This is a genomic window from Bradyrhizobium sp. CCBAU 53351 (assembly GCF_015291745.1).
In the GTDB taxonomy this organism is placed as follows: domain Bacteria; phylum Pseudomonadota; class Alphaproteobacteria; order Rhizobiales; family Xanthobacteraceae; genus Bradyrhizobium.
Map to the genome: position 1 here is coordinate 1,118,864 of NZ_CP030059.1, position 25,056 is coordinate 1,143,919.

The following is a 25,056-nucleotide window of genomic DNA, read 5'->3' on the forward strand; positions in this document are numbered from 1 at the left end:
CGGTGAGTGTGGTTACGCCGCGTCGACGAGCACGAGCTCGCTGTCTTCCAGCGCGGTGATCTTCAGGTTCTCCTCGTCGCGGATCGCGGCGCCGTCGCGGGCGTTGACGCGCACGCCGTTGACCTCGACCGCGCCCGCCGCGGGCACCAGATAGAGGTGCCGCGACCTCTCGGGCGCATACTCCGCGCTCTCGCCGGCCTTCAGCGTGGTGGCGAGCACCCGTGCATCGGCGCGGATCGGCAGCGCGTCGGCATCACCCGCAACGCCGCTTGCGATGGTCACGAGCTTGCCGGAGCGGTCCGACTTCGGAAACGGCTTCGAGCCCCAGGTCGGCTGGCCGCCGCGCTGCGTCGGCTCGATCCAGATCTGGAAGATGCGCGTCCTGGTCGGCTCCAGATTGTACTCGGAGTGGCGGATGCCGCTGCCGGCGCTCATCACCTGCACGTCGCCCGCCTCAGTGCGGCCCTCGTTGCCGAGGCTGTCCTGATGGGTGATCGCGCCCTCGCGCACATAGGTGATGATTTCCATGTTGGCGTGGGGATGGGCGGGAAAGCCGGTGTTCGGCGCGATCTCGTCGTCGTTCCAGACGCGCAAGGCGCCGTGGCCCATATTGTTGGGGTCATAATGGCTGGCGAAGGAGAAATGATGTTTTGCTTTCAGCCAGCCATGGTCGGCGCCGCCGAGCTTGTCGAAAGGTCTGAGTTCGATCATCTGCGTGATTCCTTGAGTTGAACGGTCGGCGCCTTGATCAGGCGCCGAACCCGCCGTCGACGTTGAGCACGGTGCCGGTGACGAAGGAGGCCTCGGGGCTTGCGAGGAAGACGATGCCGGCTGCAACTTCCTCAGGACGGCCGAAGCGTTGCAGCGCGTGCTGCTTGCGCTGGGTCTCGGCGAACTCGCCGCCGTCCTTCGGGTTCATGTCGGTATCGATCGAGCCGGGCTGCACCACGTTGACCGTGATGCCGCGCGGGCCGAGGTCGCGGGCCGCGCCCTTGGTGTAGCCGACCACAGCCGCCTTGGTGGCGACGTAGTCGGCAAGGCCGGGAAACGAGGCGCGGTCGGCCAGCATCGATCCGACGGTGACGATGCGGCCGCCTTCACCCATCAATTGCGAGGCGGCGCGGATCGCCGCGATCACGCCATGCACGTTGATCTGATCCTGGCGCGCCAGCGCATCCGTGTCGGCCTTGGCGTCGTCGATGGCCGCGCCGGCGGCGACGCCGGCATTGTTGACGAGGATGTCGAGATGGCCGAATTCCCTGGCGACGTCGTTCACGAGCTGCGTGACGTCCTTGGCCGAGGCCTGGTCGGCCCTGAAGGCGCGCGCCTTGACGCCCTTGGCCTTCAATTCAGCGACGACCGCTTCCGCCTTGTCCGGCGAGGCGACATAGCTGATGGCGACCTCCGCGCCTTGGTCGGCGAGGGCGCGGGCGCTTGCCGCGCCGATGCCGCGCGAACCGCCGGTGACGAGGGCGACCTTGCCTGAGAGCTTCTTGGTCATTTGGATTTCTCCATTGCTTGGGTCTGCGATTGACCTCTTGGATAAGCCTCCGCCTGTGGTATAGAAATAGAAACTGTTGAAACGCATTGTTTCCATAAATAACCCAGGCGGATCGGTCCCATGGCAAAACTCCCGGATTTCGAGGCCCTCGCGATTTTCGCAAAAGTCGTGGAGTTGCGGTCGTTTGCGGGGGCCGCGAGCGAGCTTTCGATGTCCAAGGCGACCGTGTCCAAGGCGGTCACGCGCCTGGAGGAGCGGCTCGGCGCGCGGCTGTTCAACCGCACCTCGCGCCGGCTCGCGCTGACCGATGCCGGCCACAAGCTCGCGGAGCGCGCGACGCGTCTTCTGGCCGACGGCGAGGCGGCGGAGAACGAGGCGCTGGCGCAATCGGTGGCGCCGCGCGGCCTGGTGCGGCTCGCCGTGCCCATGACGTTCGGCATCAAGGCGGTGGCGCCGCTGCTGCCGGAATTCTTCGCGGCCTATCCGGAAGTCTCGGTCGATCTGCACCTGAGCGATGCGACGATCGACCTGATTGGCGAGGGCTTCGACATGGCGGTGCGGATTGCGCGCCTGCCGGACTCCTCGCTGATCGCACGCCGCCTCTTCACCATGCCGCGCTTCACGGTGGCCGCACCGTCCTATCTGAAGAAGCATGGTCGCCCGACGCATCCGATGCATCTGGCCGAGCATAAATGCTTCAGCTACGCCTACATGTCGACGCCCAATATCTGGCACTACACCAATTCAGCCGGCGAGCAGGCCAGCGTGCGGCCGGGTGGCCAGCTCCGCGTCAACAACGGCGAAGCCGTGATGCCGTCATTGATCGCCGGCCTCGGTATTGCCGAGCTGCCCGAGTTCATCGTCGGCGAAGCGATCTCCTCAGGCGCCGTCGAAGTCATCCTGAAAGACTGGAAGCAGCCCGAAGGCGCCGTGCACCTGGTGACCCCGCCCGGCGGCCCGCGTCCCGCCCGCGTCGAAGCACTCGGCGATTTCCTCGCGGCCCAGCTGCCGGGCACGTGCAAGCGGCGGCCGCGCGGTGTTCGACCTACGACACCTTCACGCCGTTGATCGCCACGATGCGCAGGCTCGGCTTCAGCGTCTCGTCGAGCTGCGTCTTCAATTCGTGAACGCGCGGGTCGCGCGATCGTGCGGCGCACACGCCGTATTGATGGATGGATTGTGTCAAGGCGCGCCGCGCTTCCGGTGTCCGCGTCAATTCGGGCTTTGAAAGCCGCAAAACGATCGCCGCGAGATTCACCAGCATCTCGTCGAGCGCGACGTCGATGGTCGCCAGATTCCGCATCGCTCACTCTCCTTGAGAGGCCAACAGCGGGTCCAGACATGCGTTCCAGGCGGAGGCGGACATGGTGAACGCTTCGTAAACGCCTTGTTCTTGCCGCCTGGCGCGTTAGGCTGGCAGCGACATAAGAAAATCAGGGGGCCCATCATGGATCGACGCGATCTCTTGCGCGCCGCTGCGGCATTGCCGCTGTTGCGGGCGGCCCTGCCGGATCCGGCCTTCGCCCAAACCTATCCGGTGCGCAACATCACCCTGATCGTGCCGTTTCCGGCCGGAGGCCAGGCCGATCTTGCGGCGCGCCCGGTGGCGATGGCGCTGGAGCGGATCCTGGGCAAGCCCGTCATCGTCGACAACCGTGCCGGCGGCGGCGGCGGTTCGGTCGGCAATGCCGCGGCGGCACGCGCCGAGCCCGACGGCTACACGCTCTTGATGACGCTGTCCTCGCTCGCGGTGCTGCCCGAGGCCGATCGGCTGTTCGACCGTCCCGCCGCCTACGAGGTGTCGCAATTCATGCCGATCGCGCGCGTGCTCGCCGATCCCACGCTGCTGGCGGTGCCGGCGTCCGCGCCGTGGAAGACGGCACAGGATTTCGTGGAGGATGCCAGGAAGCGTCCGGGCCAGATCACCTATGGCTCGTCAGGGCCTTACGGCACGCTGCATGTGGCGATGGAGATGTTCGCAAATAGCGCCGGCATCAAGCTGCTGCACGTGCCGTTCCGCGGCGCAGGTCCCGCGCTCACCGCGCTGCTCAGCGGCACCGTGCAGGCCATCGCTGCTGCACCCGGCACACTGAAGCCGCAGGTCGACGACGGCAAGCTGCGCGTGCTCGGCAATTGCGGCGCGCAGCGCATCGCAAGCTTCCCCGACGTGCCGACCTTCCAGGAGCTCGGCTACAAGGACGTCGAGATGTACATCTGGGCCGGACTGTTCGCGCAGAGCGCTCTTCCCGCGCCGATCGCGAGCCGACTGCGCGAGGCGATGGCGCAGGTGATGACGAGCCCCGACGTGCTCAAGGCCTTCGAGACCTCGGCAGTCTGGTCGCCTACCAGGACGCGCCGGCCTTCTCCGAATTCGTCGCGACCGACAGCACGCGGCTGATCGCGGCGGTGAAGAAGATCGGCAAGGTGGAGTAGGGCGCCCGTTCAGGACTCGCTGCGGACCACGCCCCGCAGCGTATGCCGGTCATATGTGACGTTTGGCGCACAAGCCGGTCTTGCAGTGGCATCGACGATGTCCTCATTCCAGCCCCATTGCTAGCGGGAAGCTCGCCGCGCTTCTTGGCGTGATGCGAAATGGCTTATGGCGAAAGGCGCAAGACGCTGGTTTGCGCCAGCCCTGTTGCGGCGGCGCCACGGACTGCGGCGCCAGGCGATCCCGCGGTTCCGGCCGGCATTTTCACATTTTGTTGTTGGGTCAGAACCGGCTGCCGCCTCATTGATTGATGAGAATTCGAGAGGATTGGGAAGGATCGGACATGCGAACAGAGCGGATTGCGCTGGGTGTCGTGCTCGCGATCGGCGGCATCGTTGCGCCGGGCGCAGCATTCGCCGAAGAATATCGCGGGACCATGGAACAACAGATGGCCTGCACACCGGATGTGTGGCGCTTGTGCAGCGATCAGATTCCGGACGTGAGCCGCATCACGGCCTGTCTGCAGCAGAACACTCCGCAGCTATCGAGCGGCTGTCGTGCCGTCTTCCAGTCCAACAACCAGATGCCGCCGCAGCAGCAGGTCCCGCGCAACCGCGTCGCACCGCCGCCGCGCTATAACAACGCGCCGCCGCCACCTTCACAGATGCAACCGCGTCCTTATGACGACAACGACGATTAGGCGCTATTGAGCGTAGGCTCTGTTGAGCGCGTGGTCCGGAGGGCTGCCCGGCCGCAACTGCGGCCGTGCCGCTTCGTTCAGCGTTCTGTTCTGCTGTCCGATTCCGGTCGGTTTCCGAGCACCATCCGCATCACAACTCCGAACAGAATGGCGGCGACCGGCCAATGGAACCAGATCTTATGGCTGGTGAAAAGATTGATCACAATCAGGAAGGCGGACACCGTGAGGGCAGCTGCAACCGGGCGGGGCACCCTTGTAAGCCATTCCGAGACGACATTCGTCGCCGAGGATGACACGCGCCGCTCGTCCATCCGCGGAGCACGCGCGCGCTCCGAGGACGGCGCGCTTGCCGCGATCGGGACGCTTCCCGGCTCGGCTGTCTGGCCACCCAGGGTCAACCGATAGCTGGTCAAGGGGGCGATGTTCTTCATCGGGCGCTGGCCGAGGCAGTCGAAGCCGACGGACAGTTTGTTGTAGACCTGATCGTAGACGGAGCTCGAGATCACGACGCCTCCGGGCTCGGCGAGCTCCTGCAAGCGCGATGCGATATTGACCCCGTCGCCATAGATGTCGGAGCCGTCCACCATGACGTCGCCAAGGTTGATGCCGATGCGAAACTGCATCGGGCTCGCCTGAGGCGTCTGCGAAGCCTGACTCGAGATTTCCTGCTGGATCTCGACCGCGCATTGCACGGCCTCGACGACGCTGGCGAACTCGGCGATCACGGCATCGCCCCAGGTATTGACGATGCGGCCGTCATGGCGCTCGACCAGGCGCGCAATGGCCGTGCGGTAGCGGCGGAGCGTCTCCAGCGTTCCGGCCTCGTCCGCTTCCATGAGACGCGAATAGCCGTACACGTCAGCGCACAGCACGGTGGTCAGTCGTCGCTTCACTTTGTCGTCGGTCATGGCCGCCATGCTAGCCTCCCTGACCGGCAAATGCATCAGACATCGTGCAGGCCGCCTTACGGCCTGACCTCGCAGACATCGACCCATTCGGCGGCGGTCAGCTCGGCCATCCGCTCCGGCGTGATGCGCACCGCGCTATGGGTCGAGCCCGCGGCCGGCACCACCACGTCGAACGCCTTCAGGGAGACGTCGCAATAGACCGGCAGCGGCGCCTTCAGCCCGAACGGGCAGACGCCGCCGACCTCGTGGCCGGTGATGTCGGCGACCTCTTCCAGCCCCAGCATCTTCGGCTTGCCGCCGAACTGCGCCTTGACCTTCTTGTTGTCCATCCGCGAGGTGCCGGCGGCCACGATCAGGATCACGCGCTCGCCGACGCGCAAGGACAGCGTCTTGGCGATCATTCCGGGCTCGACGCCATAGGCTTCGGCAGCCAGCGACACGGTGGCCGAGCTGATCGGCGATTCCATCACGGTGATATCAGGGGCTTTTTCGGCGAAGAAGGCGCGAACGGATTCCAGGCTCATTCACTTCTCACGGGCGGGCGACGATCTCTAGGCAATCCCCGGCAGCTCGGACAGCGCGCGGACACGGTGGTCCGGTGCAAAGCCGAGCTCGTCCATCTGGGTGCGGATCGCCTTGAACATGGTGAGCGGTGCCACGACTTCGTTCTCGACGCAAGCCAGCGCCATCGCCTCGGGCGTCACCCGTTCGATCCAGGCGACCTTGAGTCCAAACGATTTTGCCCCCGCGACATCCCAGGGATTGGAGGACACGAACAGGACCTCATTCGGCGCGGTCCCGAGCTCCTCGCCGATCAGCTCATAAGCCTGCGGGCTCGGCTTGAAGATCTTCTTTGCATCGACGCTGATGGTGGCATCGAGCAGGCGGTCGAGCCCGGAATTGCGCACCAGCGCATTCAGCATGTCAGGACTGCCATTGGAGAGGATCGCAAGCTTGCGCGGCTTCAGCGCAGTGAGCGCTGCGGTCGCATCCGGATAAAGATCGAGGTGCAGATATTTCTCGATCACGCGCTCGAAGGCTTCGCGCTCATAGGCGAGCCCGAGCACGCGCAGCGTATAGGCGAGGGAGTCGCGCGTCACGGCCGCGAAATCCTGGTAGCGTCCCATCAGCGAACGCAACCAGGTATATTCGAGCTGCTTGATGCGCCAGACCTGCGTGATGATCTCGCCATAGCCCGGAAACGTGTCCTCGGTGATCTCAGCCACCGACTGGATGTCATAGAGCGTTCCATAGGCGTCGAAGACGACGGCGTTGACGCTCATGGGGTGTCCTTCCGGATCATTGCGGGCACAGGGACTATATCCGGCAACGCGAGATCGATCCACCAAGCTAAAGCCTCACGACGACCTTGCCGAAATGGGCGCCGCTGCGCAGATGCGCATAGGCTTCGGGGACCTCGTCGAACCCAAAGACTCGATCGATGACGGGATGAATCGCGTGTTCGGTCAAGAACCGGTTCATCGCCGTGAAATGGTCCAACGATCCGACCGTCACTCCGATGATGTCCGCGTTCTCCCATTGCAGGCGCGACAGGTCGGGCTTGGGACCGAAGCCGGTCAAGACGCCGACCTGGACGATCTTGCCGCCCGAAGCGACCGATCGCAGCGACCTGTCGTAGGTGCCGGGACCGCCGAGTTCGAGAATATGACTGGCGCCTTCGCCGTGTGTCGCCTTCATCAGGTCGACGTCCCAGTCAGGCGTATCTCGGTAGTTGATGAGGATCGAGCCGCCGAGCGCCTTGGCACGTGCGAGCTTCTCGTCCGAGGACGAGATCACAATGGCGCGGGCGCCGAGCGCCGCTGCGAATTGAAGCCCGAACAAGGCGACGCCGCCTGTTCCCTGCACCAGCAACATGTCGCCTTTGCCCATGCCGCCGCGTACGACGAGGCCGTGGAATGCCGTGACGCCCGCACAGGGCAAGGTCGCGGCTTCGACCGATGACAGATGCTGCGGCACGGCGACGAGCGCGTTTGCCGGCAGCACGACATACTCCGCCAGCATTCCGTCCGTCGCGTTGCCGCCGAGGGATGACGGGACATAGCTCGACTTGAACGGCCCGGAGATCCAGTCGCGAAAGAACGATGCGGCGACGCGGTCCCCGGGCCGCCATTTCACGACGTCGGAGCCGATGGCGTCGACAACGCCCGCGCCGTCGGAGAGCGGCACGCGGCCGTTGAGCTCGTTCTGGCCCGCGCGGTCGAGGGTGATGAGATCGCGATAATTCAGACTCGCGGCTTCGACCCGGATGCGAACCTCGCCACTCGCGGGTTCGGGCTTGTTGACGTCGGCGCGCGCGAGGCGGCCGGCACCAGCATGGCTATTCAAATGATAGGCTTTCATCGTTGCGCCCTCTCAAGCGGCATTCACTTGGATGAGCGGACCCTGTAAGGTCTGACAGCGCTGTAAGGGTCAAGAGGTTTTCAGATGAAGATTGGCGAGCTGTCCCGAAGGACGGGAGTCAGCGTCCGGATGCTGCGCTACTACGAAGGGGAAGGGCTGCTGGCGCCGCAGCGAACCACCTCCGGCTATCGTGACTATGGCCCGGCGGAAGAGCAAACCGTTCGGCGCATCAAGATGCTTGGCGCGGCCGGCATGACGCTCGAAACCATCCAGCGCCTGCTGCCATGCGTGCGGAATAACGATCCGGCGTTCACGCCGTGCAACGAGCTACGCAAAATACTTGCCGAGCAAGTCGATCTGATCAATGAGCGCATCGAGACACTCAGCCAGAGTCGGACGATTCTGGCCGGTTATCTCGCAAGCGTGAACTGATCGGAACGCGTCAGCCTGCTGCTCGCTTTGCCGTCCAGCCCTCGCGCTCGGCGAACACCCGGCTGACCTCCGCCATGTGCTCCGTGCCCCACGTGCAGAGCGGCACGAGCGCCTGGGCAAGGCTATGGCCCAAAGGGGTGAGGCTGTAGTCCACCCGTGGCGGCACCTCCTTGTAGTCGGTGCGCTTCACGAGACCATCGGCCTCCAGCTCCTTCAATTGCTGGATCAGCACCTTGTCGCTGACGTCGCGTATGGCGCGGCGGAGCTCGCCATAGCGGGTCGGGCCGTCCTGGGCGACGAAGTACAGGATCAGCGGCTTCCACTTGCCGGAGACAACCCGCAGGGTCGCGTCCAGGCCGCAGGTGAAGCCGGGCAGGGTTGGCGTGCAGCTCTGGACCGGTGGTGACGTCGACGCAGGAGAAATCGAGTCTGACATTTTTTTTGGGTACTTACCAAAAGGTGCATACTTGTCGATAGGTGGGTACGCCGCCAGCTCAGTGCAACCTCAGTGAAGGAGCACATCATGAGCAGACTACAAGGCAAGACGGCAGTGGTGACCGGCGGCGGCACCGGCATCGGATTTGGCGCGGCGAAACGGTTCGTCGATGAAGGTGCGTTCGTCTACATTTTCGGGCGGCGGCAGGAGCAGCTCGATGCCGCCGCGGCGAAGCTCGGATCCTCGGCGCGCGCCGTCAGGGGTTCCGTGACGGATCTGTCCGATCTCGATCGGCTTTACGAGACGGTCCGGAAGGAACGAGGCACGCTCGACGTTCTCTTCGCCAATGCAGGAACCGGGCTGTTCGCGCCGCTCGGCGAGATCACGGTCGAGCATTACGATCATATCTTCGACGTCAACGTGAAAGGGCTGGTCTTCACCGTGCAGAAGGCCCTGCCGCTGATGAAGCAGGGCGCGTCGATCATCCTGACGGGTTCGAGCACGGGCGTCATGGGCACGCCGCAGTTCAGCATCTACAGCGCGACCAAGGCCGCGATCCGCAATCTCGCGCGCAGCTGGGCGCAGGACCTGCGCGGCACCGGCATCCGTGTCAATGTGCTGTCGCCGGGGCCGACCAAGACCGAGCTGGCACTCGAGATCGTCGGCGAGGAAGCGTTCGATGCACTCGGCAGCGCCACGCCGATCGGACGCGTCGGCGCCCCGAGCGAGACCGGCGCCGTGGCCGCGTTCCTGGCGTCCTCGGACAGCAGCTACATGACCGGCGGCGAGGTCTTCGTCGACGGAGGCCTCGCGCAAGTCTGAGATTCGGTCGAATGCCGCCCCAATGAAGGTGTGCTCCCTCCCCCGCTTGCGGGGGAGGGCTGGGAGAGGGTGTCTCCACAGCGGGATAATCCCCTAGAGGAAAGAACCCTCACCCGCGCCTTCGGCGCGACCTCTCCCGCAGGCGGGAGAGGTGCACCGAGCCCGCCTGCTCGATTCAACTCAAGCCTGCTTCGCCCTTCAGATCCCCAAGATCTTCCTTGCGTTCGCCTTCAGCACCTTTGGCCGGATCTCGTCGCGGATCTCGATCTTGGCAAAGTCCGACAGCCAGCGGTCCGGCGTGATGACAGGCCAGTCCGAGCCGAACAGCATCTTGTCCTGCAGGATCGAGTTGATGTAGCGCACCAGGATCGGCGGGAAATACTTTGGCGACCAGCCCGAGAGATCGATGTAGACGTTCGGCTTGTGGGTCGCGACCGACAGCGCCTCTTCCTGCCAGGGGAAGGAGGGGTGGGCGAGGATGATCTTGAGGTCGGGGAAATCGGCCGCGACGTCATCCATGTACATCGGGTTGGAATATTTCAGCCGCATCCCCATGCCGCCGGGCATGCCCGATCCGACCCCCGTCTGGCCGGTGTGAAACAGCGCGATCGCGCCGCCATTGTTGATCTCTTCGTAGAGCGGATAGGCCATGCGGTCGTTGGCGTAGAAGCCCTGCATGGTCGGATGGAATTTGAAGCCGCGCACACCGTATTCCTCGATCAGCTTGCGCGCCTCGCGGGCGCCGAGCTTGCCCTTGTGCGGGTCGATCGAGACGAAGGGGATCAGGACGTCGAGATGGTCGGAGGCGGCCTCGATCATCTCGTAATTGTTGTAGCGGCGGAAGCCGGTCTCGCGCTCGGCATCGACCGGGAAGATCACCGCGGCGATGTTCTTGGAGCGGTAATAGGCCGCGGTCTCCGGCACGGTCGGCGGATGCTTGTTCGGCGACTTGAAGTATTCCGCCATCTGCGCCTGGAAATCGTCATAGCCGTCGTCGGGGTGGCAGCCGCAGGGCTCCTCGGCATGGGTGTGGATGTCGATGGCGACGACTTTGTCGATATCAGGCAGCTTCAGCTTCGGCATGGGTGTCCTCCCGACGGGTTGCCAAATTGATTATATGATATAACGAAATTGGCAAGCATCGGTGGCGGCGAAATCGCTGTCCGCAAAAACCCTTGGCTCGGTCGACCCCGGACGGGCCAGATCGGGCCGATCCGGCCGCATCTACTGTGCATGGGGTTGTTTTCCAGAATTTGCCGGCTGGGAACGCGGCAGTTAACATTGACATGACCTCCCGCCATGCCTTAAGAACCGCCCCGTCCCGGGCGGTCGTCCGCCAGCGGGAAAAATCTCATTTTGCCACATTCGCGCGTGCCGCAACGGTAGTGCCGAACACGGCCTTTCGAACGTTCAGGATTCCGCCATGAAGGTCCGTAACTCGCTGAAATCGCTGCGCGGTCGCCATCGCGCCAACCGCCTGGTCCGCCGCAAGGGCCGGGTCTATGTGATCAACAAGGTGCAGCGCCGCTTCAAGGCTCGCCAGGGCTGATCAGCAAAGGCTGATATTGCCCTGCCGGACGCCTGACGCGCTCCGCAAGACCACGGCTCACACGAGTTTGACGCCGCCTTTGCTTTGCAAGGGCGGCTTTGCGCGTTTAGACTTTCACCATGGCAGTGAGATTCCTTTTTGCGCGCACCCTGTGTCTGGCCCTCGTGCTGGGAACCGCTGGGCTCGCGCCGGCCTTAGCACAGCCGGCTGACGCCCCCGGCAAGCAGAAGAAGCTTCCCGAAGCGCCGGCCAAGCTGCCGAAGGTCGATCGCACCAAGAATCTCGATTTCCTGTTCGGCGCGCTGAAGGCGGCGCCCGACGAGGCCAGCGCCAAGCATGTCGAGGCGCGGATCTGGGCGATCTGGCTGCAGACGCCGAGCGACACCGCGTCCTTGCTGATGGCGCGCGCCAAGACCGCCGTCGACGCCAAGAAGATCGAGGTCGCGATCAAGCTCCTGGACTCGGTCATCAAGCTCAGGCCCGACTACATCGAGGCCTGGAACCGGCGCGCCACGCTCTACTACATGCAGAACGATTATGGCCGCTCGCTCGCGGATATCCAGCAGGTGCTGGTCCGGGAGCCGCGCCATTTCGGCGCGCTCGCAGGTCTCGGCATGATCATGCAGGAGGTCGGTGACGAGAAGCGCGCGCTCGACGCCTACCGCAAGGCGCTCGCCGTCAATCCGCATCTCGAGAAGATCCCCGACCAGGTCAAGGCGCTGACCGAGAAGGTCGAGGGACGCGATATCTAGCCGACAACTCGATCAGCTTTCGAGCGATTGCAGCCCGCATGGATTAACCACGATCGGAAGCGCGGCATCGTGAGCACTATTGCCGGCGCCGCCGCAGGCCTACCTGCATGGCAGGAGCGAAAGCCATGAAGCGTTTGATCTTTGCGGGGTGCTTGCTGCTGGCGTCGGGGACGGTGAGCTTCGCCGACGGACTGTTCTGGGTGGTCGGCAACCGCGCCACCGGAAAGTGCAACATCGTGACCAGCAATCCGGTCATCATCGGCGATATCTGGTTCGGCGACGGTCCCTACAAATCCAGAGCCGATGCCAAGCTTGCCCGTTCGACAATTCGCGTCTGTCCCGCGCTCACGCCGGACGAGGAAAAGGACGAGGACGGTACGAACTAGCCTGCAGCTAATGCAAGACGAGCTGATGCAGGACGAGCTAATGCAAGACGCTGCCGCCGCGCTCGACGAGGCCGCGATCGGCGGCTGCGGCGTAAGCCTTTGCCAGCTCCGTCTCGAGATGCTCGTTGATCAGCAGCAGCGCCCGCACGGCACCGCGCAGGTCGCCGTTGCAGCTCGCGACGATTTCGTCGATCGCAGTGTCGTTTGATCTGAAGCTCATCGAAATTCCTCCGGTTCAAACCAGGACAATTTCTGCCGATCTTTCCCACATCCCCTAAGGCCTGCGAGGAGGATCGGCGCCCACCCGCGCCTAGATGGCGGAACCGACCATGGCGATTATAAGGAAGCCGCGATGACGGCCGCATGAAGCTGTTCCGAGGCTTGCGTGTCCTCTTGGAATATTGTTGATTCCATTGAGTTTTTACGTTCCGCAATTATGCACATATCCACAGCCCCGGCCTTTTCGGTGGACGCAACGAAAGCCGAGGCTGCGAAACTGCCACCCATCGGACCCGTAGCTGCCCTGTGCCCTGGATCTCCCGGATTCTCTCCATGATCGTGATGTCAGTCGTGACGGCGCTGGTTGTCCTGGCGCTGGTCACGCAGGCCGGAATCGTCGCCGTGCAGCGCGCCTTTCCGCCGCAGGGCGAGATGGTCGAGGTCGAGGGCGCTGTGCTTCACGTCGTTGACATCGGCCCGCGCGATAGGGGGGTGCCGATCGTGATGCTGCATGGCGCGAGTGCCAATCTCGAAGCGATGCGGCGCCCGCTGGGCGACCTCCTTGCCAGGACCCATCGCGTCATCCTGGTGGATCGTCCCGGCCATGGCTGGAGCACGCGCGCGCGGCGCGAGGATTCCACGCCGCAGGTCCAGGCGCGGATGATCGACGAGGCGCTTGGCAAGCTCGGGATCGCGCGCGCGGTCTTCGTCGTGCATTCCTGGAGCGGCGCGCTCGGCGCGCGGCTGGCGCTCGATCATCCGACCCGCGTCGCGGGCCTCGTCATGCTCGCGCCCGTCACCCATCCCTGGCGCGGCGGTGTCGGCCGTTACAACGAGATCATCGCGACGCCGGTGATCGGGCCGCTGCTCGCCTACACCATCACTCTGCCGCTCGGGTATTTCCTCACTGACGCCGGTGCGCGCAGCGTGTTCCTGCCGCAGGTGATGCCTGATGGTTTCGTGCGGGAGTCCGCAACGCCCCTGCTGCTGCGCCCGCGCGAATTCATCGCCAACGCCTATGATCTGGTGACGCTGAAGCAAGCCGTCGCCGCGCAGGCTCCGCGCTATGGCGAGATCAAAGCCCCGGTCACCATCATCGCCGGCGAGCCCGACAAGACGGTGAGGACCGCCATCCACGCCCGCCCGTTCGCGGCCATGGTGCCGAATGCGAAGCTGATCGTGCTGCCCGATCTAGGCCACATGGTGCAGAACGCGGTGCCGGATCTGGTGAAGACGGAGATCGAGGCGTTGATCGGAAGAATCGTCCCGGCGCAAGCGGCGGCCGATTAGAGCGCTTTCGAGTGAACGCTGCTCCGGGCTGCGATCGTGGGCACGGCGCTTTGCGCCTTTGCTCACGCTACGGCACTGCAGCCGGGACGTGCACCGGATTATCGCGATGACGCCATGGAGAGCGGGCGCCAAAACAAAAAGCTGCAGCTTCGGTCCTGATTGGGTCAGAGCCCGAAGCTGCAGCGACTGTCTTTTGCGGGCTTACTGCTTGGTCTTCCCGTCCTTGTCGAACTGGGAGACGTAGGCCCAGAGATTGTTGATCTCGGTCTCGTTCTTGATGCCGGCGAACGCCATCTTGGTGCCGGGGATCTTGGCCTTGGGGTCCTTGATGTATTCCTTGAACACGGCCTCGTTCCAGGTGATGCCGGAATTCTTGTTCGCGTCCGAATAGCTGTAGCCTTCGACGGTGCCCGACTTGCGGCCGTTGAGGCCGTTGAGCTCGGGGCCGACCTTGTTCTTGGCGCCTTCGCCGATCGCGTGGCAGGCCAGGCATTTGTTGAACGATGTCTTGCCGGCCGCGACATCCTGCGCCATCGCGGCGGGTGCGGTGGCAATCATGGTGAGGATCGTCAGTGCGCCAAAGGTCAATTTTGTCATCGGATGCTCTTCGTCTCTTCCCTGGTGGGTCTGGCCTGGTCGGTCTCTTGCCGGATCGGCAATCGCCCGACCTGCCGGTTTTGGCAGGCCTGCTCAGCTTGGACAAGCCACCAAACCATGACAGGTTTCATCATTTCCGACTTGTCCCAGAGCGAACTGGTGAAGGATCGTCGATCCGACTTTCGGATAGCCTACCCAAACGGGCGCGGACGTGATTGATTTGCCGAGACAAAATCGATCATGCGGCGTGAGCCGGAAGGATAAGTCATGGCCATTATGATGCCCGCGAGCGACCAGGCCGTGCTCGCGCGGCGCGCTGAGATCGTTGCCGCGCTGCGCGCAATCGTCCCCGGCGAGGGCGTGATCGATACGCCGGCCGAAATGCGGGCCTATGAATCCGACGGGCTCACGGCCTATCGGCAGCCGCCGATGGTCGTGGTGCTGCCCGAGACGACCGAGCAGGTCGCGCTCATCCTGAAATATTGTGCAGAGCAGAATATCAAGGTGGTGCCGCGCGGCTCCGGCACATCGCTGTCAGGCGGGGCCCTGCCGCTGGAAGACGGCGTGCTGCTCGGACTCGGCAAGTTCAAGCGCATCCGCGAGATCGATTTCGACAACCGCGTCGTCGTCACCGAGCCCGGCGTCACCAACCTCGCCATCAGCCAGGCGGTCGCTCATGCCGGCTTCTACTACGCGCCCGATCCGTCCTCGCAGATCGCCTGCTCGATCGGCGGCAATGTCGCGGAAAATTCCGGCGGCGTGCACTGCCTCAAATACGGCATGACCACCAACAACGTGCTCGGCTGCGAGATCGTGCTGATGAGCGGCGAGATCCTGCGCATCGGCGGCAAGGGGTGCGAGAACGCCGGCTACGACCTGATGGGTGTCATCACCGGCTCCGAAGGCCTGCTCGGTGTCATCACCGAGATCACGGTGCGCATCCTGCAGAAGCCGGAGACGGCGCGCGCGCTGATGGTCGGCTTTGCCGAGGTCGAGGCGGCCGGCGAATGCGTGGCGCGCATCATCGGCGCCGGCATCATCCCCGGCGGCATGGAGATGATGGACAAGCCCGCGATCCACGCGGCCGAAGCCTTCGTGCATGCCGGCTACCCGCTCGACGTCGAGGCGCTGCTCATCATCGAGCTCGACGGCCCCAAGATCGAGGTCGACGAGTTGATCACGCGGGTCGAGACCATCGCGCGAGGCTGCGGCTCGGTGACGCTGCAGATCTCCAATTCCGAGGCCGAGCGCAATCTGTTCTGGGCCGGCCGCAAGGCCGCGTTTCCGGCGGTCGGCCGCATCTCGCCCGATTATCTCTGCATGGACGGCACCATTCCCCGCGGCGCGCTGCCGAAGGCGCTGGCGCGCATTCGCGAGCTCGGCGAAAAATACCAGCTCGGCTGTGCCAACGTGTTCCACGCCGGCGACGGCAATCTGCACCCGTTGATCCTCTACGATGCCAACAAGCCCGGCGAGATCGAGCGCGCCGAGGCGTTCGGCGCCGACATCCTGCGCGCCTGCGTCGAGTTCGGCGGCGTGCTCACCGGCGAGCACGGCGTCGGCATCGAGAAGCGCGACCTGATGCCCGATATGTTCAGCGAGATCGACCTCAACCAGCAGCAGCGGCTGAAATGCGCTTTCGATTCGCAGGGTCTGCTCAATCCCGGAAAGGTATTTCCGACCCTGCATCGCTGCGCCGAACTCGGCCGCATGCATGTCCATGCCGGCAAGCTCGCGTTTCCGGATCTGCCGCGGTTCTAACGCGATCGCTGCAAGCGTCGAATTGCTTTTCATTCTGAACTTGGGTACCGCCTCTACCGTGGATACGCTTAAAGTCAGAGACGCCAAAGACGTCGAAGAGGTGGTGCGCGCGGCGATTGCCAACGAGCAGCCGCTCGAGATCATCGGTCATGGCAGCAAGCGCAGCATCGGCCATGCGATGGCAACCAACGCGGTGCTCGACCTCTCCGCGCTGAATGCCATCACCTCCTATGAGCCGAACGAGCTCATCATCACCCTCCAGGCCGGCGCGCCGCTGGCCGACGTGCTGTCGCTGATCGATGCCAAGAACCAGCAATTCGCCTTCGAGCCGATGGACACGGCGCCGCTGCTCGGCATGCCGCCATCAGGCACAATCGGCGGCATGATCGCAGCCGGGCTCGCCGGTCCGCGCCGGATCAGGGCAGGCGGGGCGCGCGACCACCTCTTGGGGGCGCACGCCGTCTCCGGCTTCGGCGACAGCTTCAAGACCGGCGGCAAGGTGGTGAAGAACGTCACCGGCTACGACCTCTGCAAGCTCTTGGCGGGATCCTGGGGCACTTTGTCGGTCATGACCGAGGTCACGCTGAAGGTGATGCCGAAGCCCGAGGCGGAGCGGACGCTGCTGCTGCGCGGCCTCGACGATGCCATCGCCAACAAGGCCATGACCGCGGCGCTCGGCTCGCCCTTCGACGTCTCGGCCGCCGCGCATCTGCCGAAATCGGCGCTCCGGGCCGAGACCGAGGGGCTCGGCGACATCGCAGGCCAGGGCGAGGCGCTGACCATGCTGCGGCTCGAAGGCATCACGGCCTCCGCCGCCCATCGCGCCGGCTCGCTGCGCGAATTGCTGGCGCCGTTTGGCACCGCGACGCTGATCGAGGACGCGGCTTCCGCGGCGCTGTGGGCCACGATCCGCGACGTGCTGCCGTTCGCGGTCAGCGGCGCGCTCGGCGCCTGGCCGGTCTGGCGGATCGTGTGTCCGCCGGCCTCCGGTGCGGTGCTCGGCACGCAATTGGCGCGCGAGACCGGGGGCGAGGTGATCTACGATTGGGGCGGCGGCCTGATCTGGGCCGCGTTGCCGCCGAGGGATGACGCGCACGGCCCGGTGGTGCGCGCGCGTGCCAATGCGCTCGGCGGGCACGCTACGCTGATCCGGGCGGCCGATGACGTCAGGCACAATGTCGATGCGTTCCATCCGCAGGCGTCGGGTGTTGCCGCCCTGAGCGAGCGGGTCCGCGCCAGTTTCGATCCGAAGACCATCCTCAACCGGGGGCGGCTGACGCGGGGCGCCACGGCATGAAGACCGAATTCTCCCTGACGCAGCTCGCCGATCCCGACATTGCCGAGGCCGACAAGATCCTGCGCGCCTGCGTCCATTGCGGCTTCTGCACCGCGACCTGTCCGACCTATGTGCTGCTCGGCGACGAGCTCGATAGCCCGCGCGGCCGCATCTATCTGATCAAGGAGATGCTCGAGAAGGACCAGGCGCCGACGGCGGAAGTGGTCAAGCATGTCGACCGCTGCCTGTCGTGCCTGGCCTGCATGACGACCTGCCCCTCGGGGGTGAACTACATGCACCTCGTCGACCAGGCCCGGGTCAGGATCGAGCAGCGCTATCAGCGGCCGCTGACCGAGCGGCTGCTGCGTCAGGTGCTGGCCTTCGTGCTGCCGGACCCGCAGCGTTTTCGCATCAGCATGGTGCTGGCGCGGCTGGCCCGTCCGCTTGCCGTGTTCCTGCCGACGCCGCGACCCTCGGCTACGCCCGGCCTGATCCAGCGCATCAAGGCAATGCTGGCGCTGGCCCCTCAGCGCCTGCCCGCGCGGGGCGCCCTGCCGGGCAGCGTGTTCGCGGCGCGCGGCAAGAAGCGCGGCCGGGTCGCGCTGCTCCAGGGCTGCGCCCAGCAGGTGCTGGCGCCGCGCATCAACCAGGCCGCCATCAGCCTCCTCACCCGCCACGGCATCGAGGTCGTCCTGGTCAGGGACGAGCAGTGCTGCGGCGCGCTGACCCATCATCTCGGCAACGACCACGACGCCCTGGCCCGCGCCCGCGCCAATGTCACCGCCTGGCAAAAGGAAGCGGCAGGCGAGGGGCTCGACGCCATCCTCGTCACCACGTCCGGCTGCGGCACCGTGATCAAGGACTACGGCTACCTGCTGCGCGAGGACAAGGCGTTTGCGGCCGACGCGGCGAAGGTGTCCGCGCTCGCCAAGGACATCACCGAATACGTCGCCGGCCTCGGATTGGAATCGCCTGCGCGACAGGACAACATCGTCGTCGCCTATCACTCCGCATGTTCGTTGCAGCACGGGCAGAAAATCACGAGCCTTCCGAAAGAATTGCTTTCCAAGAATGGATTCGTGGTGAAAGATGTGCCGGAGAGCCATTTGTGTTGCGGTTCGGCGGGGACTTACAACATTCTCCAACCCGAGCTTGCGGGCCGGTTGCGCGATCGCAAGGTCGCCAACATCGCGAGCGTCGAGCCGGACATGATTGCCGCGGGCAATATCGGCTGCATGGTGCAGATAGCCAGTGGCACGTCAGTTCCGGTCGTACACACGATTGAGCTTCTCGATTGGGCTACGGGCGGGTCGCGGCCGGCACTGAACGCGCAAGGTTGAGCTTTCAGGGCCTGAACTTTCCTCCCGGGGTGACGACTGAAGACGCCCGATCGACCATTGTTCGGCGGCAACAGGAGGACCACGATGGCGAAAGCGAAGAAGAAGAAAAGCAAGAAGGCCAAAAAGGCCAAGAAGATTGTAGCGGCGAAGAAGACCGCAAAGAAGGCAGCCAAGAAGTCCGCGAAGAAGTCTGCCAAAAAATCTACCAAGAAATCTGCCAAGAAATCGAAGAAGGCTGCCTCCAAGAAGGCTGGGAAGAAGGCCGCCAAGAAGGCTCCGAAGAAGTCGGCCAAGAAGGCCGCCAAGAAGGCCGTGAAGAAAGCCGCCAGGCCGGCTGCACCGACGAAGGCGGCACCGAAGAAGGCGAAGGCAGCTCCCGCGCCGAAGCCGTCAGCACCGCCGCCTGCTCCGGCTCCCGCTCCCGAGCCGGCAGCCGAGACAAGTTGGGCGATGCCTTCGTCTTCTGCGGAAGCGGCGCCGGCAGAGGGGCAGAGCTAGGTCCCAGTCAGCGACGCCGATCGCCAACGGGAGGGCCGCTGCGGTGACGCTGCGGCCTTTTTGCATCGCCACGGGTTACCCCCGGAAGTCGCCCTTTCCGTTGCGTGGCTGATTCGTAGCCCGGCTGCCACGGCTGGCTGCCTTCCCCGTACTTGCACGGTCCCTCCGTGCATTTTGGAAGGCATATAATGTGATCGAGAAGACACACAGCCCGACAACCTTTCGTGGAATCGCCAAAACGCCCAAAAAGTCGGCAGATGCCCGTGATTTTTGCTTCACGGCCCACATCCCTCAATCCAAATTGTCGCGGTAACGCGATTTTGCGCGGGTCGTTCGCCCCGGGGGGCTTCCGGGATCCGACTGGGTAAGAACTGGTGATGGGGATCGAAATGAAGAAAGTAGCTTTGTTGGCAACGGCGCTGGCAATGGTGACGACGGGTTCGGCTTTCGCGGCAGACATGGCGGTGAAGGCCAAGAAGGCCCCGCCGGTGGTTGCTTTCGATCCGTGGGATGTCGCCTTCGGCGCCGCGATCATGAACGACTACGTCTTCCGCGGTATCACCCAGTCGAACCACAAGCCGTCGGTCGCTGCCTATTTCGAGCCGCGCTACAACGTCACCAAGGACTTCCAGCTCTATATCGGCGTGGCCGGTGAGAGCATCTCCTTCCCGAACCGCGCCGCGGCCGAGATCGACATCTACGGCGGTATCCGCCCGACCTTCGGCGCCTTCGCCTTCGATATCGGCGTCTGGGGTTACCTGTATCCGGGTGGGACCTGCTATTACGGCGCGCCCGTCGACACCGCTGGCAACGCGCTCAGCGCAGAGTGCGCCACCAACGCCCTGGTGAACGGCAACGTCATGAAGAAGGACGTCAGCTTCTTCGAAGTCTACGGCAAGGTGAATTACACCATCAACGACAACTGGAGTGTCGGCCTCAACGAGTACTATTCGCCGAACTTCCTCAACACCGGCGCTTGGGGCAACTACACCTCGGTCACCGCCAAGTGGACCGCGCCGAGCACGACCTTCGGCGCGAGCGGCGTCGGCATGTACGTGTCGGGTGAATTCGGCCGTCAGTGGTTCGGTACCTCCGATTCCTTCTACGGCACCGGCATCGCCAGCCCGCTGGGTGGCGGTCCGTTCCCGAACGGCATCAAATACGCCGACTACAACACCTGGAACATCGGCGTCGGCTTCACCTACAAGGTCGCGACGCTGGATCTTCGCTACTCCGACACCGATCTTTCGAAGGCGAACTGCAACGCCTTCACCAGCGACAACACCGCCACCTTCAGCGGCAGCTTCAGCAGCATCAATCCGTCGGGCGTCGGCTCCAAGTGGTGCGGTGCGACCGGCATTGCCAAGCTGTCTTTCGACCTGACGGCGATGACGAACCTGAAGTAAGTTTCGTCCCGAGACCATCTACCAGGGCGGCAGAGCAATCTGCCGCCCTTCTGTTTTTGAGAGCGGGTGCTTACCGCGCCGCGCTCGGCTCCCGGGCCGGCTCGCCGGCCTTGCCGAGGACGTGGATCTCGTCGTCCTGCACCAACGCCACCTTGCGGGTATGGAAGGCGTCCAGCGTCGAGCGGTGGCCGATCGAGACGATGGTGGCCTGTGGCAGTTTCTCCGTCAGCAGCCGATAGAGCCGGTCCTCGGACGGCTCGTCCAGCGAGGCGGTCGCCTCGTCGAGGAAGAGATAGTCCGGCCCATGCAGCAGCGCGCGGGCGAGCCCAAGGCGTTGCTGCTCGCCGAGCGACAATGTCCTGTTCCAGTGACCGTCCTCGTCGAGCCGCTCCGCCAGTCGGGGCATGCCGACCGCAACCAGGGCGTCGCGGATATTCTCGGGCGGGATGGAGCCGTGCCCGGCCGGGTAGATGACGGCGTCGCCGAGCGGGCCAATCGGGAAATACGGCCGCTGCGGCAGCATCATCAGCTTTGCCTTCTCAGGAATGGCGATCGCTCCGGTGCCGAACGGCCAGATGCCGGCCATGGCCCGGAACAGTGTCGACTTGCCGGAACCGGAGGGGCCGGTCACCAGCACCCGCTCCGAAGGCTGGATCGTGAAGCCGTCGGCTGCGACCAGAGGCGTGCCGTTCGGCAGCTTGACCAGCAATTGCTCAAGCGCGATCGCCTTGCCCTGCGATGGCGCGACGTCGATGGTCGGCTCAAGCGCCGCGCCGTGGGCTGCCGAACTGACCGACATCTCGAAGCCGTCGAGGCGGGCAATCACGGAACGCCACTCGGCGAGCGAGCGATAGGCGGTGACGAAGAAGGACAGCGCGTCCAGCACGCTGCCGAACGCCGAGCCGGTCTGTATCATGTCGCCGAGCTGGATGCGCTTGGCGAAATAGGCGGGCGCCACCATGACATAGGGAAATAACGTGGCAGCCTGGCTGTAGCTGGCCGTGAAGGCGGTCAGGCGCTTGGTCCGGCTCATGATGTCGTACCAATTGCCGATGACGAAGCCGAAGCGCTGCAGCAGACGCCCGCGCTCGGCGTTCTCGCCTTTCAGAAGGGCGATCTGTTCGGAGTTCTCACGGACGCGGATCAGGTTGAAGCGGAAATCGGCCTCGAAGCGCTGCTGCTCGAAGTTCAGATTGATGAGCGGGGCGCCGATCCAGTGCGTCAGCGCGGTACCGGCGATCGCATAAGCCACTGCGGCCCAGACCAGAAAACCGGGGACGACGATATCGGTGCCGTAAATGTACAAGGGGGCTTTGTAGGACAGGCCCCAGAGGATGACGACGAAGGAGGCCAGCGTCACGACCGAGGACAGAAGGCCAAGGCCGATGGTCAGCGTCTGCTCGACGAAGGTCTTGACGTCCTCGGTGATGCGCTGGTCCGGATTGTCGGCGGCGTCGCCCTTGAGCTGCATGCGGTAATGGGTGGCGCCGTCCAGCCATTCGCCGAGATAATGTTGCGTCAGCCATTGCCGCCAGCGGATCTGCAGCCACTGGTTCAAATAGAGCTTGTAGACGGCGAGCGCGACGAAGGTGAAGGCAAGGCCGAGGAAGATCCAGACCTCCTTGATGAACTCGGGCAGGTCGTAGGCTTGCAGCGCGCTGTAGAACCGGTTCTGCCATTGATTGAGCAGCACGTTGATCGCGACCAGGACCAGCTCCATGGCGACGACGACGGCGAGCAGGCCGCGGCCGGCCCATTTGTCCTCCGACCGGAAGTAAGGGACGGCGATTCGCCAGACGATCGCGAGCGTGGCGCTGATGTTCTTCACAGAGCGGGTCTCCTCGGGGGAATGTGGACAAGTGCCCGGAGCCAAGGACTTGAAGCCATGGCGAAAAGCGGCGCGCTTAGACTAAAGTCGCAAGGTCTGCAATTTGCGTTGTCTTGTCGCACCCGGCAACCCTAGCATGGTGCTCGACGGCGCGGAGTAGGGGTGCTCCGGGATTTCGCGACCTTGTGAGCGGATGGGAACCGCCACAGTCGCGAGGAATTCGCGTCCAGCTCGGGGGTTATCGCTTCAGCGTCAAGCAGGTTCGGCTCTCCACGCGGGCCGCCTGCCGCAAACATGCGTGGGGGAGGAAGACCATGTGGAATCAAATCTATGATCCCTTGCACAGCCCGGTGCTGTCGACGATTGCGGCAGCGGTGCCGGTCGTCACGCTGCTGGTCCTGATCGCGAGCGGCCGCGTCCAGGCGCATATCGCGGCGATCATCGCCGTGATCGTGGCCAATCTGATCACGATCTTCGTCTTCACCATGCCGGCCAACATGTCGATCCGGGCCTCGGTGCTGGGCATCGTCACCGGCTTCTTCCCCATCGGCTGGATCGTGCTCAACGTCATCTTCCTTTACCAGGTGACGGTGAGCACGGGACGCTTCGAATTGCTCAAGCGCGCCATCGGCGGCGTCACCGAGGACCGGCGGCTGCAATTGCTGCTGATCGCATTCTCCTTCGGCGCGTTCTTCGAGGGCGCCTCGGGCTTCGGCACGCCGGTCGCGATCACCGGCGCCGTTCTGATCGGCCTCGGCTTCTCGCCGCTGGCGGCCTCGGGTCTGTCCCTGATCGCGAACACCGCGCCGGTCGCCTATGGCGCGCTGGGCACGCCGATCCAGGGTCTCGCCTCGGTCACCGGGCTCGATCCCTACATTCTCGGCGCGATGGTCGGCCGGCAATTGCCTTTCTTCTCGCTGATCGTGCCGTTCTGGGTGGTGTGGGCCTTCGCGGGCTGGAAGGGCATGAAGGACGTGTGGCCGGCGATCCTGGTCACGGGCATCTCGTTCGCGGTCCCGCAATTCGTGATCTCCAACTACATCAATCCCTGGATCGTCGACATCGGCGCGTCGCTGATCTCGATGGGCGCGTTGATCCTGTTCCTGAAGGTCTGGCAGCCCAGGCAGCTCTGGCTGTCGCCGGCGCTCCGCGGCCGCGATGAATCGGCGGCCACCATGGCGGCGGCGAAGCCGCTCGACAAGACGCCCCTGACGCAGAGCGAGCTGTTCAGCGCGCTGCTGCCGTGGATCATCGTCTGCATCGTGATGCTGATCTGGGGCAACGGCGCCTTCAAGACCTGGGCGAACTCGATCTTCGTCTGGAACTACCCCGTGCCCGAGCTGCATCAGATGATCAACAAGATGCCGCCGGTGGCGCCGGGGCCGACCAAAGAGAGCGCGGTGTTCGGCTTCACCTATCTGTCGTTCACCGGCACCGGCATGCTGATCGCGGCGATCATCTCCGGTGTCCTGATGGGCGTCGGTCCCGGCCGGCTCTTGACGGAATACGGCCGCACCATCCGCCTGTGCGCGATCTCGCTGATCACGATCTCCGCGATGCTCGCGATCGGCACCTTGACGCGGCTCTCCGGCGTCGATGCGACGCTGGGTCTGGCGTTCGCCGCAACCGGCGTGCTCTATCCCTTCTTCGGCACGCTGCTCGGCTGGCTCGGCGTCGCGCTGACGGGATCGGACACGGCGTCCAACGTGCTGTTCGGAAACCTGCAGAAGATCACCTCCGAGCAGCTCGGCCTGTCGCCGGTGCTGATGGCGGCGGCGAACTCGTCCGGCGGCGTCATGGGCAAGATGATCGACGCGCAGTCGATCGTGGTCGCCTCCACCGCCACCAACTGGTACGGCCACGAGGGCACGATCCTGCGTTTCGTGTTCTGGCACTCGATCGTGCTGGCCTGCCTCGTCGGTGTGCTCGTGACGTTGCAGGCCTATGTCTATCCGTTCACGGCGCTGGTCCTGAAGTAACGGGCCACGTCCGGCTTCGACAAATCCCCGCGAGGTTCGCCCCCGCGGGGATTTTTGCGTGCGGGCGAACCTTCTCAATGGGGCCGCCGTCTTATAGAAGGTGCCGCAAATCGGGTCGGACGAGAGGTCTCATGGTTTCGCTCAAGCAGATGGTGTGTGCGGCGGTTGCAATGCTCGCGATGTCCACGCTCGCGCGTGCCGAGGACGGTTTTCCGTTCGGCACCGAGATGACGCTGGAAGCGTTGCCGCAAGCAGGCTCCAAGCGGATTCCGAACATCGAGATCGGCGACCATGGCGAGGTCTTGCTGGAGCTCTGGTGCAAGGGCGGCAAGGGCCAGTTCTCGGTCGCCGGCAACACCGTGATCTTCGTGCCCGGGCAGATCCAGGATCGCTCCTGCCCGCCGGCGAGAGCCCAGGCAGACGACGAGCTCGTCGCGGCGCTCTCCAGCGTCGAGACCTGGAAGCGCCAGGGCGACGTGCTGACGCTGATCGGCCCGAAGTCGCTGCGCTTCAGGACGACGGGGAATTAGGGATCTGTCATTCCCCGCGCAGGCGGGGAATCCAGTACGCCGCAGCCCCATCGA

At 64.5% G+C, this 25,056-nt stretch carries 27 protein-coding genes and 1 pseudogene; 16 read left to right on the forward strand and 12 right to left on the reverse strand.

Going from position 1 to position 25,056, the window contains the following annotated elements:
- Positions 1-12: 12 nt before the first annotated feature.
- Together XH83_RS05315 and XH83_RS05320 are read right to left on the reverse strand one after the other, a co-directional pair.
- Positions 13-711 carry a pirin family protein gene (locus tag XH83_RS05315; protein WP_194406000.1) on the reverse strand — a complete coding sequence of 233 codons (699 nt, stop codon included), beginning with the start codon at positions 709-711 and terminating at the stop codon, positions 13-15.
- A gap of 37 nt (positions 712-748) precedes the next feature.
- Positions 749-1,501, reverse strand: a complete 753-nt coding sequence (locus tag XH83_RS05320) for an SDR family NAD(P)-dependent oxidoreductase (protein ID WP_194406001.1) — start codon at positions 1,499-1,501, stop codon at positions 749-751.
- A gap of 120 nt (positions 1,502-1,621) precedes the next feature.
- On the opposite strand from XH83_RS05320, the gene XH83_RS05325 reads away from it, so the two are divergent.
- Positions 1,622-2,569, forward strand: coding sequence for a LysR family transcriptional regulator (locus XH83_RS05325; RefSeq protein ID WP_194406002.1), 948 nt, complete (start codon positions 1,622-1,624; stop codon positions 2,567-2,569).
- Here XH83_RS05325 and XH83_RS05330 read toward each other — a convergent pair.
- A complete protein-coding gene (locus tag XH83_RS05330) occupies positions 2,547-2,804 on the reverse strand; it encodes a hypothetical protein (RefSeq protein ID WP_194406003.1) in 258 nt (85 codons plus the stop codon). The genes XH83_RS05325 and XH83_RS05330 overlap by 23 nt on opposite strands.
- Positions 2,805-2,948: 144 nt before the next feature.
- Between XH83_RS05330 and XH83_RS05335 the strand changes: the two are divergent.
- Positions 2,949-3,934: pseudogene (locus XH83_RS05335) on the forward strand (tripartite tricarboxylate transporter substrate binding protein).
- 341 nt (positions 3,935-4,275) lie between these two features.
- On the forward strand, positions 4,276-4,632 hold the full coding sequence (locus XH83_RS05340; RefSeq protein ID WP_194406004.1) for a hypothetical protein: 357 nt from the start codon (positions 4,276-4,278) through the stop codon (positions 4,630-4,632).
- 77 nt (positions 4,633-4,709) lie between these two features.
- On the opposite strand, the gene XH83_RS05345 is transcribed toward XH83_RS05340, so the two are convergent.
- The 4 genes from XH83_RS05345 to XH83_RS05360 all read right to left on the reverse strand — a co-directional run bounded on the left by XH83_RS05345 (position 4,710) and on the right by XH83_RS05360 (position 7,901).
- Positions 4,710-5,540, reverse strand: a complete 831-nt coding sequence (locus XH83_RS05345) for an adenylate/guanylate cyclase domain-containing protein (RefSeq protein WP_194408176.1) — start codon at positions 5,538-5,540, stop codon at positions 4,710-4,712.
- A 56-nt stretch (positions 5,541-5,596) separates the two neighbouring features.
- Positions 5,597-6,064, reverse strand: coding sequence for a YbaK/EbsC family protein (locus tag XH83_RS05350; RefSeq protein WP_194406005.1), 468 nt, complete (start codon positions 6,062-6,064; stop codon positions 5,597-5,599).
- Positions 6,065-6,091: 27 nt separating this feature from the next.
- A complete protein-coding gene (locus tag XH83_RS05355) occupies positions 6,092-6,823 on the reverse strand; it encodes a haloacid dehalogenase type II (RefSeq protein WP_194406006.1) in 732 nt (243 codons plus the stop codon).
- Positions 6,824-6,890: 67 nt separating this feature from the next.
- On the reverse strand, positions 6,891-7,901 hold the full coding sequence (locus XH83_RS05360) for an NAD(P)-dependent alcohol dehydrogenase (protein WP_194406007.1): 1,011 nt from the start codon (positions 7,899-7,901) through the stop codon (positions 6,891-6,893).
- Positions 7,902-7,985: 84 nt separating this feature from the next.
- Between XH83_RS05360 and XH83_RS05365 the strand changes: the two genes are divergently transcribed.
- Entirely contained in the window at positions 7,986-8,333 is a 348-nt protein-coding gene (locus tag XH83_RS05365) for a MerR family transcriptional regulator (RefSeq protein ID WP_194406008.1), read from the forward strand.
- Positions 8,334-8,343: 10 nt separating this feature from the next.
- On the opposite strand, the gene XH83_RS05370 is transcribed toward XH83_RS05365, so the two are convergent.
- The gene (locus tag XH83_RS05370) at positions 8,344-8,769 is read right to left on the reverse strand and encodes a helix-turn-helix domain-containing protein (protein ID WP_194406009.1); all 426 of its coding nucleotides are present in this window, start codon (positions 8,767-8,769) and stop codon (positions 8,344-8,346) included.
- Positions 8,770-8,856: 87 nt separating this feature from the next.
- Between XH83_RS05370 and XH83_RS05375 the strand changes: the two genes are divergently transcribed.
- The gene (locus tag XH83_RS05375) at positions 8,857-9,591 is read left to right on the forward strand and encodes an SDR family NAD(P)-dependent oxidoreductase (RefSeq protein ID WP_194406010.1); all 735 of its coding nucleotides are present in this window, start codon (positions 8,857-8,859) and stop codon (positions 9,589-9,591) included.
- Positions 9,592-9,789: 198 nt separating this feature from the next.
- Here XH83_RS05375 and XH83_RS05380 read toward each other — a convergent pair whose 3' ends face one another.
- Positions 9,790-10,674: an amidohydrolase family protein gene (locus XH83_RS05380; protein ID WP_063197425.1), complete on the reverse strand. Its 885-nt coding sequence runs from the start codon at positions 10,672-10,674 to the stop codon at positions 9,790-9,792.
- Between the two features lie 340 nt (positions 10,675-11,014).
- Between XH83_RS05380 and ykgO the strand changes: the two genes are divergently transcribed.
- From ykgO to XH83_RS05395, 3 genes are all read left to right on the forward strand, one after another.
- Positions 11,015-11,140 carry a type B 50S ribosomal protein L36 gene (ykgO, locus tag XH83_RS05385; protein ID WP_006611362.1) on the forward strand — a complete coding sequence of 42 codons (126 nt, stop codon included), beginning with the start codon at positions 11,015-11,017 and terminating at the stop codon, positions 11,138-11,140.
- Between the two features lie 119 nt (positions 11,141-11,259).
- On the forward strand, positions 11,260-11,892 hold the full coding sequence (locus XH83_RS05390; protein WP_194406011.1) for a tetratricopeptide repeat protein: 633 nt from the start codon (positions 11,260-11,262) through the stop codon (positions 11,890-11,892).
- A gap of 125 nt (positions 11,893-12,017) precedes the next feature.
- On the forward strand, positions 12,018-12,278 hold the full coding sequence (locus tag XH83_RS05395) for a hypothetical protein (protein WP_194406012.1): 261 nt from the start codon (positions 12,018-12,020) through the stop codon (positions 12,276-12,278).
- A 37-nt stretch (positions 12,279-12,315) separates the two neighbouring features.
- On the opposite strand, the gene XH83_RS05400 is transcribed toward XH83_RS05395, so the two are convergent.
- A complete protein-coding gene (locus tag XH83_RS05400) occupies positions 12,316-12,498 on the reverse strand; it encodes a hypothetical protein (RefSeq protein ID WP_194406013.1) in 183 nt (60 codons plus the stop codon).
- A 332-nt stretch (positions 12,499-12,830) separates the two neighbouring features.
- Here XH83_RS05400 and XH83_RS05405 point away from each other — a divergent pair, with 332 nt between their 5' ends.
- A complete protein-coding gene (locus tag XH83_RS05405; RefSeq protein ID WP_194406014.1) occupies positions 12,831-13,787 on the forward strand; it encodes an alpha/beta fold hydrolase in 957 nt (318 codons plus the stop codon).
- Between the two features lie 201 nt (positions 13,788-13,988).
- On the opposite strand, the gene cycA is transcribed toward XH83_RS05405, so the two are convergent.
- Positions 13,989-14,384, reverse strand: a complete 396-nt coding sequence (gene cycA, locus XH83_RS05410; protein WP_194406015.1) for a cytochrome c-550 CycA — start codon at positions 14,382-14,384, stop codon at positions 13,989-13,991.
- A 267-nt stretch (positions 14,385-14,651) separates the two neighbouring features.
- Between cycA and XH83_RS05415 the strand changes: the two genes are divergently transcribed.
- The 5 genes from XH83_RS05415 (at position 14,652) to XH83_RS05435 (ending at position 20,665) form a co-directional block, all read left to right on the forward strand.
- Entirely contained in the window at positions 14,652-16,145 is a 1,494-nt protein-coding gene (locus XH83_RS05415) for an FAD-linked oxidase C-terminal domain-containing protein (RefSeq protein ID WP_194406016.1), read from the forward strand.
- A 58-nt stretch (positions 16,146-16,203) separates the two neighbouring features.
- Complete coding sequence (locus XH83_RS05420; RefSeq protein ID WP_194406017.1) at positions 16,204-17,442, forward strand: FAD-binding protein; 1,239 nt, start codon at positions 16,204-16,206, stop codon at positions 17,440-17,442.
- Positions 17,439-18,761, forward strand: coding sequence for a glycolate oxidase subunit GlcF (gene glcF, locus XH83_RS05425; RefSeq protein WP_194406018.1), 1,323 nt, complete (start codon positions 17,439-17,441; stop codon positions 18,759-18,761). Before XH83_RS05420 ends, glcF begins: the two co-directional genes overlap by 4 nt.
- Positions 18,758-19,306, forward strand: a complete 549-nt coding sequence (locus tag XH83_RS05430; protein WP_194406019.1) for a hypothetical protein — start codon at positions 18,758-18,760, stop codon at positions 19,304-19,306. The genes glcF and XH83_RS05430 overlap by 4 nt, the downstream gene beginning before the upstream one ends.
- Before the next feature lie 342 nt (positions 19,307-19,648).
- Positions 19,649-20,665, forward strand: coding sequence for a TorF family putative porin (locus tag XH83_RS05435; RefSeq protein ID WP_194406020.1), 1,017 nt, complete (start codon positions 19,649-19,651; stop codon positions 20,663-20,665).
- Between the two features lie 70 nt (positions 20,666-20,735).
- Here XH83_RS05435 and XH83_RS05440 read toward each other — a convergent pair whose 3' ends face one another.
- Positions 20,736-22,493, reverse strand: coding sequence for an ABC transporter ATP-binding protein/permease (locus XH83_RS05440; protein ID WP_194406021.1), 1,758 nt, complete (start codon positions 22,491-22,493; stop codon positions 20,736-20,738).
- A gap of 314 nt (positions 22,494-22,807) precedes the next feature.
- Here XH83_RS05440 and XH83_RS05445 point away from each other — a divergent pair, with 314 nt between their 5' ends.
- Both XH83_RS05445 and XH83_RS05450 read left to right on the forward strand, forming a co-directional pair.
- Positions 22,808-24,472 carry an L-lactate permease gene (locus XH83_RS05445; protein WP_194406022.1) on the forward strand — a complete coding sequence of 555 codons (1,665 nt, stop codon included), beginning with the start codon at positions 22,808-22,810 and terminating at the stop codon, positions 24,470-24,472.
- A 131-nt stretch (positions 24,473-24,603) separates the two neighbouring features.
- The gene (locus XH83_RS05450; RefSeq protein ID WP_194406023.1) at positions 24,604-25,002 is read left to right on the forward strand and encodes an META domain-containing protein; all 399 of its coding nucleotides are present in this window, start codon (positions 24,604-24,606) and stop codon (positions 25,000-25,002) included.
- Positions 25,003-25,056: the final 54 nt, after the last annotated feature.

Coding starts and splice junctions, on each gene's coding strand:
- XH83_RS05315 (WP_194406000.1), bottom strand. CDS start 711: ATGATCGAACTCAGACCTTTCGACAAGCTCGGCGGCGCCGACCATGGC.
- XH83_RS05320 (WP_194406001.1), bottom strand. CDS start 1,501: ATGACCAAGAAGCTCTCAGGCAAGGTCGCCCTCGTCACCGGCGGTTCG.
- XH83_RS05325 (WP_194406002.1), top strand. CDS start 1,622: ATGGCAAAACTCCCGGATTTCGAGGCCCTCGCGATTTTCGCAAAAGTC.
- XH83_RS05330 (WP_194406003.1), bottom strand. CDS start 2,804: ATGCGGAATCTGGCGACCATCGACGTCGCGCTCGACGAGATGCTGGTG.
- XH83_RS05340 (WP_194406004.1), top strand. CDS start 4,276: ATGCGAACAGAGCGGATTGCGCTGGGTGTCGTGCTCGCGATCGGCGGC.
- XH83_RS05345 (WP_194408176.1), bottom strand. CDS start 5,540: ATGACCGACGACAAAGTGAAGCGACGACTGACCACCGTGCTGTGCGCT.
- XH83_RS05350 (WP_194406005.1), bottom strand. CDS start 6,064: ATGAGCCTGGAATCCGTTCGCGCCTTCTTCGCCGAAAAAGCCCCTGAT.
- XH83_RS05355 (WP_194406006.1), bottom strand. CDS start 6,823: ATGAGCGTCAACGCCGTCGTCTTCGACGCCTATGGAACGCTCTATGAC.
- XH83_RS05360 (WP_194406007.1), bottom strand. CDS start 7,901: ATGAAAGCCTATCATTTGAATAGCCATGCTGGTGCCGGCCGCCTCGCG.
- XH83_RS05365 (WP_194406008.1), top strand. CDS start 7,986: ATGAAGATTGGCGAGCTGTCCCGAAGGACGGGAGTCAGCGTCCGGATG.
- XH83_RS05370 (WP_194406009.1), bottom strand. CDS start 8,769: ATGTCAGACTCGATTTCTCCTGCGTCGACGTCACCACCGGTCCAGAGC.
- XH83_RS05375 (WP_194406010.1), top strand. CDS start 8,857: ATGAGCAGACTACAAGGCAAGACGGCAGTGGTGACCGGCGGCGGCACC.
- XH83_RS05380 (WP_063197425.1), bottom strand. CDS start 10,674: ATGCCGAAGCTGAAGCTGCCTGATATCGACAAAGTCGTCGCCATCGAC.
- ykgO (WP_006611362.1), top strand. CDS start 11,015: ATGAAGGTCCGTAACTCGCTGAAATCGCTGCGCGGTCGCCATCGCGCC.
- XH83_RS05390 (WP_194406011.1), top strand. CDS start 11,260: ATGGCAGTGAGATTCCTTTTTGCGCGCACCCTGTGTCTGGCCCTCGTG.
- XH83_RS05395 (WP_194406012.1), top strand. CDS start 12,018: ATGAAGCGTTTGATCTTTGCGGGGTGCTTGCTGCTGGCGTCGGGGACG.
- XH83_RS05400 (WP_194406013.1), bottom strand. CDS start 12,498: ATGAGCTTCAGATCAAACGACACTGCGATCGACGAAATCGTCGCGAGC.
- XH83_RS05405 (WP_194406014.1), top strand. CDS start 12,831: ATGATCGTGATGTCAGTCGTGACGGCGCTGGTTGTCCTGGCGCTGGTC.
- cycA (WP_194406015.1), bottom strand. CDS start 14,384: ATGACAAAATTGACCTTTGGCGCACTGACGATCCTCACCATGATTGCC.
- XH83_RS05415 (WP_194406016.1), top strand. CDS start 14,652: ATGGCCATTATGATGCCCGCGAGCGACCAGGCCGTGCTCGCGCGGCGC.
- glcF (WP_194406018.1), top strand. CDS start 17,439: ATGAAGACCGAATTCTCCCTGACGCAGCTCGCCGATCCCGACATTGCC.
- XH83_RS05435 (WP_194406020.1), top strand. CDS start 19,649: ATGAAGAAAGTAGCTTTGTTGGCAACGGCGCTGGCAATGGTGACGACG.
- XH83_RS05445 (WP_194406022.1), top strand. CDS start 22,808: ATGTGGAATCAAATCTATGATCCCTTGCACAGCCCGGTGCTGTCGACG.
- XH83_RS05450 (WP_194406023.1), top strand. CDS start 24,604: ATGGTTTCGCTCAAGCAGATGGTGTGTGCGGCGGTTGCAATGCTCGCG.